The sequence below is a fragment of the Pseudomonas sp. JV241A genome, from assembly GCF_900275665.1.
In the GTDB taxonomy this organism is placed as follows: domain Bacteria; phylum Pseudomonadota; class Gammaproteobacteria; order Pseudomonadales; family Pseudomonadaceae; genus Aquipseudomonas; species Aquipseudomonas wadenswilerensis.
The window spans coordinates 275250-292632 of sequence record NZ_OPYO01000013.1 but is presented as its reverse complement, the minus strand read 5'-3'; the positions used below and the strand labels follow the sequence as shown (position 1 = coordinate 292632).

Below are 17383 nucleotides of genomic sequence, written 5' to 3'. Positions count from 1 at the left end.
ATGCTCAGGCATAGCCTTACCCTCCTGCTGTGTGCTGTGCTGGCTTGCCTGAGCATTGCCACACGGGCGGACGACGTCGCGGCCACCCCGCTCACCCTGTTCAGCCGTGCCGAGCCAATCGCCATGAAACTGCCCCTGACCCCGGCTCAGCGACTGTGGATCAAAGGCAAGGGCGAGTTACTGCTGGGAACTTCGGCGCCGGATTACCCGCCCTTCGACATGACCGCCAGCGGGCGCGACTACGAAGGCTTGACCGCCGACTTCGCCGGCCTGATCGGCTCGGCCCTGGGCTTGCCGATCAGGGTGCAACGCTACGCCACCCGCCAGGAGGCGGTGAAAGCCCTGGCTCAAGGCCAGATCGACCTGCTGGGCAGCACCAACGGCTACGAGGCAGCCACGCCCGGCATCGCCCTGTCCATCCCCTATGCCGTGGATCAACCGGTACTGGTGACCCGCGAGAACGAAATCCGCCCCCTGGACACCGGCCTGGCAGGCCTGCGCCTGAGCATGGTCTATCACTACCTGCCAATGGATGAGGTACTGGCCAATTACCCTGACGCCACCATCCAGTCCTACCCCTCCTACCAGAACGCACTGAACGCCGTGGCGTTCGATCAGGCCGACGTCTTTCTGGGCGACACCATCTCGACCCACTACCTGATCAATCAAGGCCACCTGCAGAACGTCAAGATGGCCAACTTCGGTAAACATGAGCCGGTCGGTTTCAGCTTCGCCGTGCAGCGCAGCAACCAGATGCTCCTGGAGCTGATCAACGCCACCCTCGACGCGGTGTCCAGCAGTACGCGGGAAAGCCTCTTCAAACGCTGGAGCGCCGGTAGCGATGTACTGCTGACCGACCGCAAACTGCAGCTGTCACAACGCGAAGAGCGCTGGCTGAGCGGCCATCCGGTGGTGCGGGTGGTGGTCAACGAAACCGCCGCGCCACTGACCTTCTTCGACAGCGCCGGCAACTTTCGCGGCATTGCCGCCGACCTGCTGGAACTGATCCGCCTGCGTACCGGCCTGCGTTTCGAAGTGCAGCGAGCCAGTGGAATCAGTGACATGATCGACCGCCTCAACCATGATCAGGCGGATGTCATCGCGGCGATCTCACCCAGCCCGCGTCGTGCCGGAACCCTGGCGATCAGTCGGCCTTATCTGGAAAACTCCTACGTACTGTTGACGCGCAAGGGCGCTGACCAGCCCGATTCCCTGGAGCAGATGACAGGCCGACGCCTGGCCCTGACTCGCGACAGCCCCTTGTACGATGATTTGCGCCAGCGCTTCCCGGGCATCCAGCTGGTCGAGACGGAGAGCACCTTCTACTCCACCTCGCTGCTGGCCAGCGGGCACGTCGATGCGGCCATCACCGCCTTGATCAACGCCAATTTCAGCCTGGCTTCCCAGCGCGACCTGATGATCCGCTCCTCGGTCGGCGCCGAACCCGCCACCTTCGCCATGGCCACTGCCCGGGGCGCCCAGGAACTGGCGTCGATCCTCGACAAGGCATTGCTCAGCATCGCGCCGGAAGAGCTGGGCATCATCAACAGTCGCTGGCGTGGTTACAGCACAGAAACAGACGCCTACTGGCAAAAGTACCAGCGACTGATCCTCCAGGTGGTCCTGGGCACCAGCCTGTTGTTGCTGCTGTCACTGGCCTGGAATGCCTGGATGCGCCGCCAGATCAAGCAACGCGAGGCCGCCGAACGGGCCCTGAACGATCAGCTCGAATTCATGCGCGCCCTGCTCAACGGTACGCCGCATCCGATGTACGTGCGTGATCGCGGCGGCTTGTTGCAGAGTTGTAACGACAGTTATCTGGAAGCGGTAGAAGCGCAGCTTCACGATGTACTGGGTAAAAGCATCCAGGACAGCACCCTGGGCGACAGCTGCTATGCCAGCCAGATACAGGCCGATTACCAGAAGGTCATGCGCGAAGGGATCCCGTTGATCGTTGATCGGCCTTTGCTGCTCAAGGAACGTGAACTGACCATCTACCACTGGATCCTGCCTTACCGTGACTCACTCGGCGAGGTGCAGGGCATTATTGGCGGCTGGATCGACATCAGCGAGCGCCGCCAACTGATCCAGGACCTGCGCCTGGCCAAGCAGCGGGCCGATGACGCCAATCGCGCCAAGAGTGTCTTCCTGGCGACCATCAGCCACGAGATCCGCACACCGATGAACGCCATCATCGGCATGCTCGAACTTACCCTCACGCGCGGCGACCAGGGGCATATCGATCGTCCGGCCATTGAGGTTGCCTACAACTCGGCAAGAGAACTGCTGGCCTTGATCGGCGATATCCTCGACATGGCGCGCATCGAGACCGGGCACCTGAGCCTGGCGCCTGAACCGGTCAACCTGGCGGAACTGGTGGAATCGGTCGGCCGCGTGTTCGATGGCGTGGCCCGACAGAAGGATTTGCGCCTGAGCCTCGAGATTGCCCCCCAGGCCCGCTGTGAGGTGCTGCTCGACCCTTTGCGCTTCAAGCAGATCCTGTCGAACCTGGTCAGCAACGCGATCAAGTTCACCGAGCAGGGCCAGGTCACCGTGCACCTGACCCTGGAACCGGGCCCCGCGCCCGACCAGCCCATCCTGCAGGTAACGGTTCAGGACAGTGGCATCGGTATTCGCGCAGATGACCAGCAGCGCCTGTTCCTGCCCTTTGCCCAGGCCAATCCGGACAGCAATCTGGCCCGTAGCGGCACTGGCCTTGGGCTGGCCATCAGCCATGACCTGTGCCAGTCAATGGGTGGCAACCTGACCTTGCACAGCGTGTTCGGCCAGGGCACCCGCGTGTGCATCAGCATGCCGTTGACCCTGCTGGCCGAAACCTCCAAGCCGGCCCCTGCGGCGCCGCTCCCCAATGCCGTGCTGCCGCCGTTGCGAGTGCTGGTCATCGATGACCATCCGGCCAACCTGCTGCTGATCGCCCAGCAACTGAACTTCCTGGGGCTGGAACATGCCAGTGCCGAAAACGGTCTCAGCGGCCTCAGCGCCTGGCACCAGGGCCACTTCGACGTGGTGATCGTCGACTGCAACATGCCACAGATGAATGGCTACCAGTTTGCCGAAGCGGTGCGGGACCACGAGCGTCAGTATCAATGGCCAGCGTGCACCATCCTCGGCTACACCGCCAACGCCCAACCGGAAGTGCGCGAGCGCTGCCAACAGGTCGGTATGGATGACTGCCTGCTCAAACCCATCAGCCTCAACGCCTTGGGTCAGCGCCTGGCGCAAGCACCCCAGGTGCAGGCGCGCCGCCAGACAGCCGCGCCGATGCCGTTCGACCTGCAGGTTCTGGAGCCGGTGGTGGGTGACAGCGTGCACGATCTGCACCAGTTGCTCAAAGAGCTGTTGCGCAGTTTCAAACGCGACCGCGCCTTGCTCAAGGCTATCGATCCACTCAAGGACGCGCTGCAACTGAGGAACCAGGCGCACAAGATCCTCGGCCCGGCACGGATCATTCAGGCCAACGGCTTGATCAAGGCCTGCGAGCAACTGGAAGCCGATTGCCAGGCCAGCCAGGCGGCGCCTGTACTGGAGCGGCGCCAACGCCAGGTGGTCAGCGTCATGGGCGCCCTGGAAGAAGCGTTGCAGAAGTATCTACACGAACAACCAGCGCAACCGCTTGGATCCCGCGGGAATGCCTGAACAGGCGGCGGGGCTGAAACGAAAACGGCGGCCACTGGGGCCGCCGTTTCATCGGAATCAGGAAGCCGGGTTGATCGGCTTTTCCGGATACCAGGCATCCAGCAGCGGGCTGACTTCGATCTTGGTCAGCTCGTTACGGCCTTTGAGCCAGCTTTCAACAGCTGCGCGCTGCTCTGGAGTGACCGAGCCACGCTCGGCCTTGCAGACCAGACCGAAGTCGTCGCCGCCAACATAGTCCAGACCATTGGCATCCATGGCTTCTTCGAGGAAAGCATCGAGGAAGGCATCAATGGTTTCGTCGGACAGATCTTCCTTGAAACCCAGGTTCAGCTCAAAACCCAGCTCCTGGAATTCATCCACGCAGAGTTTTTTGCGCAGACGGCGGGAACGGTTAGTGGCCATGAAACAATCCTCTTGAGTATTAACGCGCGGCACTTTAGCAGTTTCGCCGGGCCCTTGCCGGAATAAAAGCCGATAAGCTGCAGTGTGATCCTGTATTCACAGGCCCATGGGCGTTCGGCTTGGGGCATAATGCGCGCTATATTTTTCCGTATCGGGGCCTTCACCTTTTTTCGCTCCGTTTTTTTCACCCCTCGCTCGCAGGGTTTTATCGCACATGATCAGATCTCTTCGCCCTCTTCTGCTTGCCGGCCTGCTGATGCCGCTGGCGCTTTCCAGCCACGCGGCTGCGGTCAACACCACGCTTTCGCCAAAAGTGCAGCAGGCATTGAAAACCAACAAACTGCAGGACTCGGCCCTGTCGCTGGTTATGCTGCCGCTCAACGGCCCGGGTACCCCGACCGTGTTCAATGCCGATGTCTCGGTCAACCCGGCCTCGACCATGAAGCTGGTCACCACCTACGCCGCCCTGGAAATGCTCGGCCCAACCCACCAGTGGAAAACCGAGTTCTACAGCGACGGCCCGCTGCGCAATGGCGTGTTGCAGGGCAACCTGTACCTCAAGGGCGGTGGCGACCCGAAACTGAACATGGAAAAGCTCTGGCTGCTGATGCGCGACCTGCGCGCCAACGGCGTGCAGACCATCAGCGGTGACCTGGTGCTCGATCGCAGCCATTTCGTCCAGCCGCAATTGCCGCAGTTCAACGACGACGGCGGTGATGAAAACAAGCCCTTTCTGGTCAAACCCGACTCGCTGCTGATCAACCTCAAGGCCTTGCGCTTCGTTGCCCGCAACGACGGTGGCAAAGTCCTGGTGTCGGTCGAGCCGCCGATCGCCAACATCCGCATCGACAACCAGGTCAAGGCAGTCAATTCCAAGCAGTGCAGCGGTGACGTGCGCTACAACCCGGTGGTACAGGCCGACGGCGTCAGCGTCGTGGTCAGCGGCCAGCTGGGCGATGGCTGCAACTCGCAGACCTACTTGTCGCTGCTCGATCACCCGTCCTACGCCGCCGGTGCCGTGCGCGCCATCTGGAACGAGCTGGGCGGCAGCATCCAGGGCCGCGACCGGGTCGACAACGTCCCGAAGAACGCCCGCCTGCTGGCCCGCGCCTTCTCCCCGGACCTGGTGGAGATCATCCGCGACATCAACAAATACAGTAACAACACCATGGCCCAGCAGCTGTTCCTGAGCCTGGGCGCGCAGTTCCGTACCGATGCCGATGGCGACGACGCCCGCGCCGCCCAGCGTGTGGTGCGCCAGTGGCTGGCGAAAAAAGGCATTACCGCGCCGCACCTGATCATGGAAAACGGCTCGGGCCTGTCCCGCGCCGAACGGGTCAGCACCCGGGAAATGGCCGCCCTGCTGCAGGCCGCCTGGAACAGCCCGTACGCCGCCGAGTTCATCAGCTCGATGCCGCTGGTGGGGATGGACGGCACCATGCGCAAGCGCCTCAAGCGCACTGCCATGACCGGTGAAGCGCACATCAAGACCGGCACCCTGAACACCGTCCGCGCCATCGCCGGTTTCAGCCGCGACAGCAACGGCAATACCTGGGCAGTAGCCGCGATCCTCAACGATCCGAAACCCTGGGGTGCCTCGGCAGTGCTCGACCAGGTCCTGCTCGACCTGTACCGCCAGCCGAAACTGGTCAACCGCACCGCCGCCGTTCAGCCCTGAGCCTGGCTCAGGGCAGTTCGCTCTCGACCCGGTCGCGGCCAGCCTGCTTGGCCGCGTAAACCCCCGAGTCGGCACGCAGCAGCAAGGCATCGGCGCCCTCCCCCGGGCGCCAGCCGGCCACGCCGAAACTCGCCGTGACCACACCGACACCGTCCACCGGCACGCTGCGCAGGCCCTGCCAGAGCTCCATGGCCAGGGTGTAGGCCTGCCCGGCATTGCTGCCCGGGCACAAGACCATGAACTCCTCGCCGCCCAGACGGCAGAACACGTCGGTACGGCGCAGGCGATGATTGATGCGCTGGCACAGGCTGCGCAACACATGATCGCCCACAGCATGGCCGTAGAGGTCGTTGATCCGTTTGAAGTGGTCGATGTCCAGCATGATCACGGCCAGGTCCTGATTGTCGCGCTGGGCCCGCTCGAGCTCGGCTTTGAGCCGCTCCTGAAAGTAACGACGGTTGTGGATGCCGGTCAGCGCGTCGGTCACCGACAGCGCCCGCAGCTCCTCCTCGACGCGCTTCAGATCGGAGATATCCGTCAGGTAGCCATGCCACAAGGTACCGCCCTGATCGGCCGGCTCCGGTGTAGCTTCACCGCGTATCCAGCGCATCCCGGCCACCGGCAGCAGCACTCGGTACTCTTCACGCCAGGGCGTCAGGTGATCGGCGGAATAGCGGATCGAAGCACGCAACTGCGCCAGGTCGTCGGGGTGAATGCGCTCGAACACCGCCGTAGCGTCCTCGCGCAGGCGCTGCGGATCTATCTCGTAGATGTCGCGCAAGCCCTCGCTGGCGTAGCTGAAGCAGGAGCTGCCGTCGGGATCGAGGCGAAACTGATAAATGCCGCCAGGCACCTCGGCGCTGAGTTTTTCCAGTAGCCGGTCACGGGCCGCGAGCGCCTCGTGCACGCGCTTGCGTTCAGTCACGTCGATACAAATGGCCAGGTGCCCGACCCACAGGCCGTGCTCGTCGAGCACCGCGGTGACCAGCATATTGGCCAGCAGGTGGCTGCCATCCTTGCGCAACAGGGTCCACTCGCCCGGTTCGCTCTCGCCCTCCTGGACCGTCTCGGCAAACATCGCCTGAGCCGGACTGACCTCACGGCCGTAGCGCTGGCTCAACGCCCGCGCACGCGTCTGCAGCTCCTGCGGCGATATCAGATCTTCAAGGGTCAGCTGGCCGATGACCTCAGCACTGTGATAGCCGAGCATGCGTTCGGCACCGGCGTTGAAGGTACTGATCACCCCGCGCAGACTGGTGGCAATGATCGCCACCTGGGTGGCGGCATCCAGCACGCTGCGCAGTTGGCTGTGGGTATCACGCAGGGACTGTTCGCTGACGCGCAACTCGGCGGTACGCTGCTCGACCAGGGTCAAGGCCCGCTGGCGCTGGCCGAACAGGCTGAACAGCAAGGCACTGAGCAACAGGCTGAGCAAGCCGCCGAGCAGCACCACGGCGTTGACCGCCGAGGAGCGGTTGGCGTCCATGAACGCCAGGCTGGGCTGGATATCCAGTTGATAGTCATGATCGGCCAGGCGCAACAGGTGGCTGGCGGCCAGATCAGTGTCGGCGCCTTCATTGCCGGACTGGAACAGCACTTCATGCTGGCCTTGCCCGGACAGGTCGAGAATGCGCACCACCAGGTTGTCCTGGCTCGGGCTGGGCAGACCTTCGGCCATCAACTGCTGCAAGCTGATCACCGCCACTACATAGCCGTCAGGGGACGTTGCAGCGTTGCCCGGGGCAAATACCGGTGCAACCATCAGCACCCCGCGCGCGTAGGCCGGGTCGACATTGGTCAGGTTAAGGGGCGCCGAGACGGCCATGCTGCCCGGTTGCCGGGCGCGATCGAGGGCAGCCTGACGCAGCGGCTGGGACAGCATATCCAGCCCCAACGGCTGGGCCTGGCGGCTCAGGGCCTGGGTGTAGAAAACCGGATAATAGAGCGCCCGTTGCGTAGCGACCTGCAAAGTGCCGGCGTCATCGAGTTCGTAGATTGCAAAGGGTTTGCCCAGGAGCTGCGCCGCACTTTGTTCGAATGCAGCACGCGTCTCGCCAGCCACCCGCGGCGCCCAGGCATAGGCCTGGGTGCGGTACAGCAAGGGCTGGGCATAGCCGTTGAACTCGGCGAGGGTAACGCTGGAGGAGAACACGAAAAAACGGCGCAGGCCATCAAGACGCTGCACCTGATCCTCGAAGCGTTCCTCGATACGGCTGTAACGCTCACTGGCCAGCAGTTCGAAACGTTGCCGCAACTGCTGGCGGTACAGGTCATGGGTCGCCAGCGCCAGCAGCGCTGTCAACAGGCTGCCGGCCACAAACGCCACGCCGGCCACCAGCCAGGCGGAAACCTCTTCGCTGACAAAGCCGAGCATCTTCGGACGAGCGGCGTGCATCGACATAGAAAGCACTCAAAACGCCAGCGTCCAGCGGATCGCAGGCTCTGATTGAGTTATAGCCATTAGCCATTAACGAAGCAATCATCGCCCGCGACAATCAGCCGATCAGCGCGCCTGAATTTTCCATGCCCGGTGAATCTTGCTGTTACGGGCAAAATCCGGGTCCAGGGTCTGGGCGGTGATCTCTTCCACGGCATAGCGTTCAGCCAGGTTTTCGTCGAGCTGGAACTTGCGGAAGTTGTTCGAGAAGTACAGCACACCGCCCGGCGCCAGACGCGCTACGGCCAGGTCGAGCAACTCGACATGATCGCGCTGCACGTCGAACACCCCTTCCATGCGCTTGGAGTTGGAGAAGGTCGGCGGGTCGATGAAGATCAGCTCGTACTCGTCGCGACAGGCTTGCAACCAGGCCATGACATCGCCCTGCTCCAGGCGGTTCTTGTCCGAGAAACCGTTGAGCGACAGGTTGCGCCGCGCCCAGTCCAGGTAGGTTTTCGACAGGTCGACGCTGGTGGTGCTGCGCGCGCCACCCTTGGCCGCATGCACACTGGCGGTGGCGGTGTAGCAGAACAGGTTGAGGAAGCGCTTACCGGCCGCTTCACGCTGAATGCGCAAGCGCATCGGACGGTGATCGAGGAACAGGCCGGTGTCCAGGTAATCAGTGAGGTTGACCAACAGTTTGACGCCGCCCTCCTGCACCTCCAGGAACTGGCCCTGGGTGCTTTGGCGCTCGTACTGGCGGGTACCGGTCTGGCGCTCGCGGCGCTTGACCACCACCCGGCTCTGGTCGATGCCCAGGGCTTGCGGAATCGCTGCCAGGGCGTCGAACAGACGCGCCTGGGCTTTCTCCGGGTCGATCGAACGTGGCGCGGCGTATTCCTGCACGTGCACCCAATCCTGATACAGGTCGATGGCCAAGGCGTACTCGGGCATGTCGGCATCGTACAGGCGATAACAGCTGACGTTGTCGCGCTTGGCCCACTTGCCCAATTGCTTGAGGTTCTTTTGCAGGCGGTTGGCGAACATCTGCCCGCCTTCGCTCAAGCGAGCCGGCTCGCTGGCCACGGCTGCGGGTGAACGCTGCTCGGCAGCTTCGCCGTTGCGCTCCGGCTGACGGCGCTCGCCGGTAACAAACTGGTCCGGCTGGACCTTGATCAGCAGCAGCTTGCACGGCAAGGCGCCGTTCCAGAAGGCGTATTGCTTGTGGCTACGGATACCCATGCGCTTACCCAGGTCCGGCGCGCCAGTGAACACCGCCGCTTCCCAGTTCAGGCAGGCCTGGCGCAGACGCTCGCCAAGATTCTGGTAGAGGTACAACAGGCTGGCTTCATCGCCCAGGCGCTCGCCGTATGGCGGGTTGCAGATCACCAGGCCTTTCTGGTTCTGGTCCGGGCGCGGCTCGAAGCTGCCGACTTCGCCCTGGTAGATCTTCACCCAGTCGCTCAGGCCTGCGCGCTCAACGTTGTTGCGCCCCGGCTGGATCAAGCGCGGGTCGGCTTCATAACCACGGATCCACAACGGTGGACGGGCCAGGCCAGCTTCGGCGCGGGCCAGCGCTTCATCATGGAGTTTGCGCCACAGTGCTGGCACGTGGCCGAGCCAGGCGCTGAAACCCCAACGTTCGCGGCGCAGGTTCGGTGCGATATCGGCGGCGATCATTGCCGCTTCGACCAGGAAGGTCCCGACACCGCACATCGGGTCGGCCAGGGCACCGCCTTCGGCAGCAATACGTGGCCAGCCGGCACGGATCAATATCGCCGCCGCGAGGTTTTCCTTCAGTGGCGCGGCGCCTTGCTGCAGGCGGTAACCGCGCTGGTGCAGGCTGTGGCCGGACAGGTCCAGAGACAGGATCGCCTCACCGCGTTCCAGGCGCAGGTGCACGCGCAGGTCAGGGTTGAGCTTGTCCACCGACGGGCGTTCGCCGCTGCTGGTGCGCAGTTTGTCGACGATCGCGTCCTTGACCTTCAAGGCGCCGAAATGGGTGTTGTCGATACCCGAGCCGTGGCCGCTGAACTCAACTGCCAGCGAACCGCTGGCTTCCAGGTGATCCTGCCACTCGACTTCATTGACGCCGTCGTAGAGATCGTCGGCGTTTTTCATGTTGAAGCGCTTGAGCACCAGCAGCACGCGGTTGCCCAGGCGCGACCACAGGCACAGCCGGTAGGCGGTTTCCATGTCGGCGCTGCCGCGAATCGCCGAAGTGTGCTCGCGCACTTCTTCCAGGCCGAGGCCGCGGGCTTCTTCGGCAAGCAGGCCTTCAAGGCCTTTGGGACAGGTGAGGTAAAGTTCGAAACGGTCCGACATGGGGTATCCAGAGCCTTGAGCAATAAAGTGGAAAGGCAAGCGCATCGCCCTTCCGATGTTTAATCGAACGCCTTTCCACAGCGTTCGAGTGGCGCTCTTTTAGCGCCGGGCCGCCCGCCAATCTGACTTTTGCCATGGGCTGAAAAGTCTTTGATTGCCGGGCAGAATGAAAAATTCAGGCAAAAAACCGGGGAAAATGACCCTTCGTCGTTTTACCTTCGTTGTTACAAATTATCACATAGCGATGGCCAGATGACTTCGCTATAGAGCAAACCCTGATCATAGCGGGCTTTGCGTCAGATCCTAATCAGACGCATTTATTTACTTATCCTCTGACCCTATGAAAGGTTACGTCCTTATGACAAAACGATCATTCACACTGTGTCGTGCATTGGTTAGAACTGGTCTCAGGTTGTCACCGCAACGGGGCAACACTTCCGCTCGCGACGCCGGCAGCGAGCGCAAACCGGCAGAACGATTCTGCCCGACCTTCTAGAGGTCGACGGGACATTACAGTCAACAAGTGAGGGCAACACCCTATGAGAAGACTTAAGCGTGATCCGTTGGAACGAGCATTTTCACGTGGCTACCAATATGGGGTCACCGGCAAATCCCGCGAGCTTTGCCCTTTTACTCTACCGTCTGTACGCCAGGCATGGATCAATGGCTGGCGCGAAGGACGCGGCGACAACTGGGACGGTATGACCGGCACTGCGGGTATCCATAGACTCAACGAACTTCACGCCGTTGGCTGAACGAGGAACTGAATCCGATTACCATGCGCGCCCCATCCGGGCGGCGGGCTAAGGCCCAGGGGCCCCTTGAGGGGGCCCTTTTTTATGCCTGCGGTTTCAGCGCGGCATGGCAGCGATGGCGTCCACCGCCTCGCGGATCAGGGCCGGGCCCTTGTAGATGAACCCCGAGTAGATCTGTACCAGGCTGGCACCGGCGGCAATTTTCTGCGCCGCATGCTTGCCTTCGGTAATCCCGCCTGCGGCAATGATCGGCAACTTGCCGCCCAGCTCGCCGGCCAGCACCTTGACGATATGCGTGCTCTTTTCCAGCACCGGCGCACCCGACAGGCCACCGGCCTCGTCGCCATGCAGCAGGCCCTCGACGCCTTCACGGCCGAGGGTGGTGTTGGTGGCGATCACCGCGTCCATGCCCGATTCGACCAGGGCTGAGGCGACCAGCACGGTTTCTTCATCGCTCATGTCCGGGGCGATCTTGATTGCCAGCGGCACATGCTTGCCGCGTTCGGTCACCAATTGCGAGCGGCGCTCGGCCAGGGCATCGAGCAGTTGCTTGAGCGAGTCGCCGAACTGCAGGCTGCGCAGGCCCGGGGTGTTCGGCGAGCTGACGTTGACGGTGATGTAGCTGGCCTGGTCGTAGACCTTGTCGAGGCAGATCAGGTAGTCGTCTACCGCGCGCTCGACCGGGGTGTCGAAGTTCTTGCCGATGTTGATGCCGAGGATGCCGCGGTATTTGGCTGCACGCACACGGTTGAGCAGGTTGTCGACACCCAGGTTGTTGAAGCCCATGCGGTTGATGATCGCCTCGGCTTCCGGCAGGCGGAACAGGCGCGGCTTGGGGTTGCCTGGCTGCGGACGCGGGGTGACGGTACCGATCTCGACAAAACCGAAACCCAGCTGGGCGAAGCCGTCGATGGCCGCGCCGTTTTTGTCCAGACCCGCCGCCAGTCCGACCGGGTTGGCGAAGTTCAGGCCCATGACAGTGACCGGCAAGGAGGCCGGCGCCTTGGTCAGCAGCCCGTTGAGGCCCAGGCGGCCACCGGCGCCGATCAGGTCCAGGGACAGGTCATGGGAAGTCTCCGGGGAGAGCTTGAACAGCAACTGGCGGGCCAGGGTATACATGGGCGGCGTGAACTCGGGTGGCGGCGAAGGGTTGGCGATTATAGCCGGGTGACCACCACTTCGGCGAGTTCGCCGGGTTGCAGGGCGTGGCTTTGATAGAACGGAGTCAGGATATACGTGGCCAGCAGCGCTCCGGCGCCGTTGGCCAGCCAGTAGTTCTGGCTGTCATTCAGGCCCATCGCGCCGATGTGCTGGGCGGTGGCCACGCCGGTGGAGATGATGGCAAAGGCGGTCATGCGTGGGATGCCAGTGTTTTCCAGACGGGTAACGATTTGCCGCCAGCCGGGAACCTGCACTTCGTAGTTGAGCCTGAACGACTGCTCGTCGACTGCCTCATCGCGCCCGTGCATCCACGCCGAAAGCTCTTCATTGAGGGCAGGCTCAACGCTTTCGATCAAGCCATTGATCAAGGCCCCCACCAGGCCCGAATCCGTCCACAGCGCCGCGGCCCCGGCGGCGAACTGCAGGGCGCCATAGGCGATGCCATCGACCAGGTTGACCGGCAGGCTCAGCCCGGTATTGCTGCCAAGCCCGTGAAACGGCTGCAACAGGTCGCGACTGAGGCAATACAGGGCTACCGCCGGCGCCGATCCGGCCAACCCGGCGAAGATCGTCGCCGGCCCAGTAGCCAGGGCGGCGCCAAGAATCAGTGCCGAAACAGCGAGAAACGCGCCTTGGGAGGCAAGGTATGCGGGGGTTGCCGTGCCGTTGTAGAGGTGGTGCCCGGCAGCGGCGAGAGTCAACAACAAGGGCAACGCCGAGCAGGCGGCACCGGTGATGACCGCTGCCGAGCCTGACACGCCTTCGGCGACTGCAGCACTGAGCGCACTGCGGGCCATGGTCAGGGCGCAGACCGATGGCAGGTTGAAAGCGGTGGATACCGCCAGGTTTATTACTGTCGTGCCCGCGCTTGATCTCGATCCCCGAGTCCTGCAACTGCTCAGCGAAATCGAGCAAGCGGTGATACTCGAAGAACAGGTCAAACTGGTCGGCGCGCACTTCGTTGATCAGGATAGTGACCTGGTGCTCGGGCAAGGTCTGCGCCGCCCGCAGGTGCGGCAGCGGAACACGCAAGCCGTAGTCGATGAAGAACTGGCTGCGCAAGCGCTCGGTGAAGCGTGCCTGCTGCAATTCGGCCAGCCGGGTTGACGGGACCAGCAACAGCAGTGGCAGGGTTTCGGTGTTCAGGTTGTCGATATCAACCAACCCCTGTGCCGATCCTGTGTCGTCAGCGGGCTGGGGGCTTGCGCCCTCTCCCGTCACAACCTGCTGCGCCCGGCGGCGCCGGCGCCAGAGCACAGCGACCAGGGTAATGGCAATGAACACGAACACCGCCAGCGGAAAACCCGGCAGCAAACCGACGCCCAGCGCCAGCAAGGCACTGACGCCAAGCACGAAGGGGTTGCCGAGCACCTGGCTGAGCATGTTGCGCCCCAGGTTCTGCTCGTCACCGTTGACGCGGGTGACAATGAACCCGGCACCGATGGCAATCAGCAACGCGGGAATCTGCGCCACCAGGCCATCACCGATGGTCAGCAGGGTGAAGGTCGACAGCGCCGTGGACAGGTCCATGCCCAACTGCCCGACACCAATGGCAATGCCACCAATGAAGTTGACGAAGATGATCACGATGCCGGCGATGGCGTCGCCCTTGATGAACTTCATGGCACCATCGAACGAGCCATACAGCTGGCTTTCACGCTCCAGCTCGCTACGCTTGGCCCGCGCCTGGGCGGCATCGATGGCGCCGGCCTTGAGGTCGCCATCAATGCTCATCTGCTTGCCCGGCATGCCATCCAGGGAAAAGCGCGCGGCAACTTCCGCCACCCGCTCCGAGCCTTTGGTTATCACGATGAACTGGACAATGGTGACGATCGAGAAAATAACGAAGCCCACCACCAGGTTCTCGCCAATCACGAACTCGCCAAACGAGGCGATGATCTCGCCAGCATCGGCCTGGGTCAGGATCAGTCGGCTGGTGCTGATCGACAGGGCCAGGCGAAACAGGGTGGTCAGCAGCAACAGGGCCGGAAAGGTCGAGTAACTGAGAATGCGCTCGATATAGAACGAGCCCATGAAAATCAACAAGGACAGGACGATGTTCAGGCCGATCAAAAAGTCCACCAGCACCGTCGGCAGGGGAATGATCAGCATGGCGATGATCATGACCATCAACGCCAGAATCAGCAGTTCCGGACGCGCGGCGAGCCTGGCCAGCCAGAGGTTCAGCAATGCCATGGGGTCACCCTCGCAACGCCGACGGCAGGCCGTGACGGTGACGCTGCAACAGCACTTCAGCAGCGAAACTGCTGTCGGCCAACAGACCGAGGATCAGCGCCAGGTCACTGTCATCGGCAAACAGCCGCGTCGCTTCCTGCAGCAGCAGCCTCAGAGGCAATTGCCGGTCCGCCGCCAGGGCCTGGAGTTGACGCGCCTTGGGCGGGGCGTCGTCTTCGAGCACGCGCTCGAACAACTCACTGGCCGACTCGTTTTTGAGCTCGAACTGGCGGCGGCGAAACTGCGCCATGACCTGGGCCAGGTCATCACTGCTTTGCACTGCATGCTGCAACAGGTTATTACGCGGATCCTGGCTGTCATCCTGTGTTTCGGCCGTCGGCGCCTGGCTCTCGGCCGCCAGCTCCCGGCTCAGCCGTGCCTGCGCGGCACGCCCGCTCAGATGGGGTAAACCGGTTATCACAGCGACACCGCGCGCAGGAAGGCCTTGCGCAAGCGCTCGTGCTGTTCGGCTTCGAACAGCTCCTGCTTCAGGCTCTGCGGGTCGAAGGCCAGGGCCTCGCCAATTTCCCGCGGCTGAATGAGAAACACCCGCACGGTGTTGGACGAGCGCTCCAGACGGTAGCTGAACAACCGGCCGATCCAGGGCAAGGCGCCGAGCACTGGAACCCTACCGACCTGCTCGGCGCTTTCATCGCGGCTGAAGCCACCGACCAACAGGCTTTTGCCTTGGGGTACGCGGGCTACGGTGCTGATCCGCGTGCGGCCGACCGTCGGCAATACTGTATCAGTACGGCGTGACTCCACCTCGTTACCATCTTCGATGTTCAGCGACATCTCGATTTCATCGCCCAAGGCAAAGCGTGGTAGCACGCTGACCAGGGTGCCATAGGTGACATGCTGCAGATCGACACTGCGCTCGCCAACCAACGGCGCATAGAAGGTGCGGTTGTTATCGAAGATCGCCGGGACGTTTTCCTGGGTCAGGATTACCGGCCGTGCCACCACATTGGCCAGGTCGCCACGGGCCAGGGCCGAAACCCGGGCGATGAACGACAGACCATCGAGGGTGGTGGCCGAGCCACCGTTGAGCGAGATGGAGAACTGCGTTCCGATGTTGACCTGCCCCTGCCAATCGATACCCAGCTGCTCCAGCGCCTCTTTCTGCAGGTCGATGATCCACAGCGACAGCTCGACATGGCGCTTGGGCGTATCCAACGCCTCGACCAGGTTTTCGATGAAACGCACCTGCTCGGGCAAGCCCTTGACCAGCAAACTGTTGGTATCCGGGTAGGCGACCACACGAATGTTCGCCGCGGCCATTTGCTCCGCGGGCAGGCGCACGCCCTCCCAGGCGTCCTCGATCAACTGCTCGTTCAGCGTCGAGGTCAGCATGCCCGGCGCCTGCTCGACTGAGCCGGGCTCGCCTCGCAGATCGACCCGGGCTTTTTCGTCGCGCAGCAGGTTTTCGATGACGCTGGCAATGCCTGGGATGCTGACAGACTGATCGCGCAGCTCATAGCGGCGATCCCCCACAAAGGTATTAAGCAGGTGAATCACCCCGACCTGCTGGCGCCCCAGCAGGATCTGCGACGGCTCCTGATCAACCATGGCCGCCGAGCGCTGGACCAGCTCGACATAGATCGGCGGCCCCGAGACATAAAACGTGCGCCGGCCTTCGCCACGCAGTGGGTAGCGGCCATCAAGCAGGCCGGAGCGACGCAAGAAGGCGCGCAAGCTGTCAACGCTGGTGTTCTGCAACGAGACCACCGCGCTCTTGAGTTCGGCGCTGTCATACAGGTAGATCGCCTGGCCGTCGCTGTACCAGATCAGGCCCATCTGCCGCACCACGCGATCAAACACCTGTTGCGCCGAGGTCATGGCGAAATCACCGGAGATACGCTTGCCGGCAGCCGCCTTGCTGACGATGATCGGCTTGCCCAGCGGCTCAGAGAGGGCGACGAAGAAACTGCGCAGGCTTTCTTCCCGCGCCCGGTAGCTGTCCGCATGCGCCATGGCGCTGTGAAACAGGCACAGCAGCAGGGTGCAGCACCAGATCAGCCCACGGCTGTCGAAACGCGCCACCCCGGTCATGGACGCAGGGTCCCGATGATATCGCCCAACTGGCTGGGCGCCACCCCCAGCAGCTCACGCACCTCCCGCGAAAAGTGCGAGGACGAACAGTACCCCTGATTCTGCGCGACTTCAGTCAACGAGCGCCCTTCACGGATGCTTTCCAGCAATGCCCGCGCTACCCTCCAACCGCGCAGAGCCGGCTTGGTCGCCCCGCCCAATGCCTGATGGCACAAGCGGCGAAAGTGCGACACCGACACGCCATAACGCCGGGCCAGCATCTGCAGGCTGTCCTGGCCAGTACCTTGCTCGAGCAGATAGCGGACCAACCAGTATTCCTCGCTGTTGCGCAAGGCTGTGGCAAAGCGTTCGAAGCCGAGGCTCGCAGCCAGCGCTTGCTGGATGTACCAGGACTCAAGCAGCTGGGTATCCCGGATCACATCAAATGCCAACGGCAAGCAGGCAGCCGCGGAGCTGGTCACGGGCTGGTGCTGCGCGACCTCGCCCTGGTCAATGAACACCTGCAGCCTGGTCAGGGACTGGCAGCGGACGACTCGAAGATCTGCCGGCAGGCCATTGAACCGACTGTGAGCGGTAATCGCCAGCAACCCCTGCCAACCTGGCGCCACGCTCGATTGCGTTACCCCCTGCTGCCAGCGCAGCGGATGACGGCCAACCGTTACGTGCCAGACCCCTTCGGCCAGGTACTCGTTCAGTTCAAGTGACAGGAGCGGCTGAGACACCATGGCCTCCTTGGGCATC

Annotated in this window: 12 protein-coding genes; 3 read left to right on the top strand and 9 right to left on the bottom strand. The window is 62.8% G+C overall.

What is annotated here, in order from left to right; genetic code table 11:
- Positions 1 to 3657 carry a transporter substrate-binding domain-containing protein gene (locus JV241A_RS08000; RefSeq protein WP_134061885.1) on the top strand — a complete coding sequence of 1219 codons (3657 nt, stop codon included), beginning with the start codon at positions 1 to 3 and terminating at the stop codon, positions 3655 to 3657.
- 57 nt (positions 3658 to 3714) lie between these two features.
- Here JV241A_RS08000 and JV241A_RS07995 read toward each other — a convergent pair whose 3' ends face one another.
- Entirely contained in the window at positions 3715 to 4059 is a 345-nt protein-coding gene (locus tag JV241A_RS07995) for a YggL family protein (protein WP_115086044.1), read from the bottom strand.
- A 214-nt stretch (positions 4060 to 4273) separates the two neighbouring features.
- Between JV241A_RS07995 and dacB the strand changes: the two genes are divergently transcribed.
- Positions 4274 to 5737, top strand: a complete 1464-nt coding sequence (gene dacB, locus JV241A_RS07990) for a D-alanyl-D-alanine carboxypeptidase/D-alanyl-D-alanine-endopeptidase (RefSeq protein ID WP_115086043.1) — start codon at positions 4274 to 4276, stop codon at positions 5735 to 5737.
- 7 nt (positions 5738 to 5744) lie between these two features.
- On the opposite strand, the gene JV241A_RS07985 is transcribed toward dacB, so the two are convergent.
- Positions 5745 to 8138 (bottom strand): diguanylate cyclase, encoded by a 2394-nt coding sequence (locus tag JV241A_RS07985; protein WP_134061883.1) that lies wholly within the window; start codon positions 8136 to 8138, stop codon positions 5745 to 5747.
- Between the two features lie 102 nt (positions 8139 to 8240).
- Positions 8241 to 10439 carry a bifunctional 23S rRNA (guanine(2069)-N(7))-methyltransferase RlmK/23S rRNA (guanine(2445)-N(2))-methyltransferase RlmL gene (rlmKL, locus tag JV241A_RS07980; RefSeq protein ID WP_115086041.1) on the bottom strand — a complete coding sequence of 733 codons (2199 nt, stop codon included), beginning with the start codon at positions 10437 to 10439 and terminating at the stop codon, positions 8241 to 8243.
- Between the two features lie 539 nt (positions 10440 to 10978).
- Between rlmKL and rmf the strand changes: the two genes are divergently transcribed.
- The gene (gene rmf, locus JV241A_RS07975) at positions 10979 to 11194 is read left to right on the top strand and encodes a ribosome modulation factor (RefSeq protein ID WP_010223328.1); all 216 of its coding nucleotides are present in this window, start codon (positions 10979 to 10981) and stop codon (positions 11192 to 11194) included.
- A gap of 96 nt (positions 11195 to 11290) precedes the next feature.
- Here the strand turns inward: rmf and JV241A_RS07970 are convergent, their stop codons facing one another.
- From JV241A_RS07970 to JV241A_RS07945, 6 genes are all read right to left on the bottom strand, one after another.
- Entirely contained in the window at positions 11291 to 12313 is a 1023-nt protein-coding gene (locus JV241A_RS07970; RefSeq protein WP_134061881.1) for a quinone-dependent dihydroorotate dehydrogenase, read from the bottom strand.
- A 38-nt stretch (positions 12314 to 12351) separates the two neighbouring features.
- Positions 12352 to 12723, bottom strand: coding sequence for a hypothetical protein (locus JV241A_RS07965; protein WP_134061879.1), 372 nt, complete (start codon positions 12721 to 12723; stop codon positions 12352 to 12354).
- A complete protein-coding gene (locus JV241A_RS07960) occupies positions 12695 to 14545 on the bottom strand; it encodes an FHIPEP family type III secretion protein (protein ID WP_275670879.1) in 1851 nt (616 codons plus the stop codon). The genes JV241A_RS07965 and JV241A_RS07960 overlap by 29 nt, the downstream gene beginning before the upstream one ends.
- A 10-nt stretch (positions 14546 to 14555) precedes the next feature.
- A complete protein-coding gene (locus tag JV241A_RS07955) occupies positions 14556 to 15011 on the bottom strand; it encodes a hypothetical protein (RefSeq protein WP_134061875.1) in 456 nt (151 codons plus the stop codon).
- Positions 15008 to 16564 carry a type III secretion system outer membrane ring subunit SctC gene (sctC, locus tag JV241A_RS07950; RefSeq protein WP_240047845.1) on the bottom strand — a complete coding sequence of 519 codons (1557 nt, stop codon included), beginning with the start codon at positions 16562 to 16564 and terminating at the stop codon, positions 15008 to 15010. The genes JV241A_RS07955 and sctC overlap by 4 nt, the downstream gene beginning before the upstream one ends.
- Before the next feature lie 74 nt (positions 16565 to 16638).
- A complete protein-coding gene (locus JV241A_RS07945) occupies positions 16639 to 17364 on the bottom strand; it encodes a helix-turn-helix domain-containing protein (RefSeq protein WP_233674057.1) in 726 nt (241 codons plus the stop codon).
- Positions 17365 to 17383: the final 19 nt, after the last annotated feature.

Coding starts and splice junctions, on each gene's coding strand:
- JV241A_RS07985 (WP_134061883.1), bottom strand. CDS start 8,138: ATGTCGATGCACGCCGCTCGTCCGAAGATGCTCGGCTTTGTCAGCGAA.
- JV241A_RS07995 (WP_115086044.1), bottom strand. CDS start 4,059: ATGGCCACTAACCGTTCCCGCCGTCTGCGCAAAAAACTCTGCGTGGAT.
- JV241A_RS07970 (WP_134061881.1), bottom strand. CDS start 12,313: ATGTATACCCTGGCCCGCCAGTTGCTGTTCAAGCTCTCCCCGGAGACT.
- dacB (WP_115086043.1), top strand. CDS start 4,274: ATGATCAGATCTCTTCGCCCTCTTCTGCTTGCCGGCCTGCTGATGCCG.
- sctC (WP_240047845.1), bottom strand. CDS start 16,564: ATGGCGCATGCGGACAGCTACCGGGCGCGGGAAGAAAGCCTGCGCAGT.
- rlmKL (WP_115086041.1), bottom strand. CDS start 10,439: ATGTCGGACCGTTTCGAACTTTACCTCACCTGTCCCAAAGGCCTTGAA.
- JV241A_RS08000 (WP_134061885.1), top strand. CDS start 1: ATGCTCAGGCATAGCCTTACCCTCCTGCTGTGTGCTGTGCTGGCTTGC.
- rmf (WP_010223328.1), top strand. CDS start 10,979: ATGAGAAGACTTAAGCGTGATCCGTTGGAACGAGCATTTTCACGTGGC.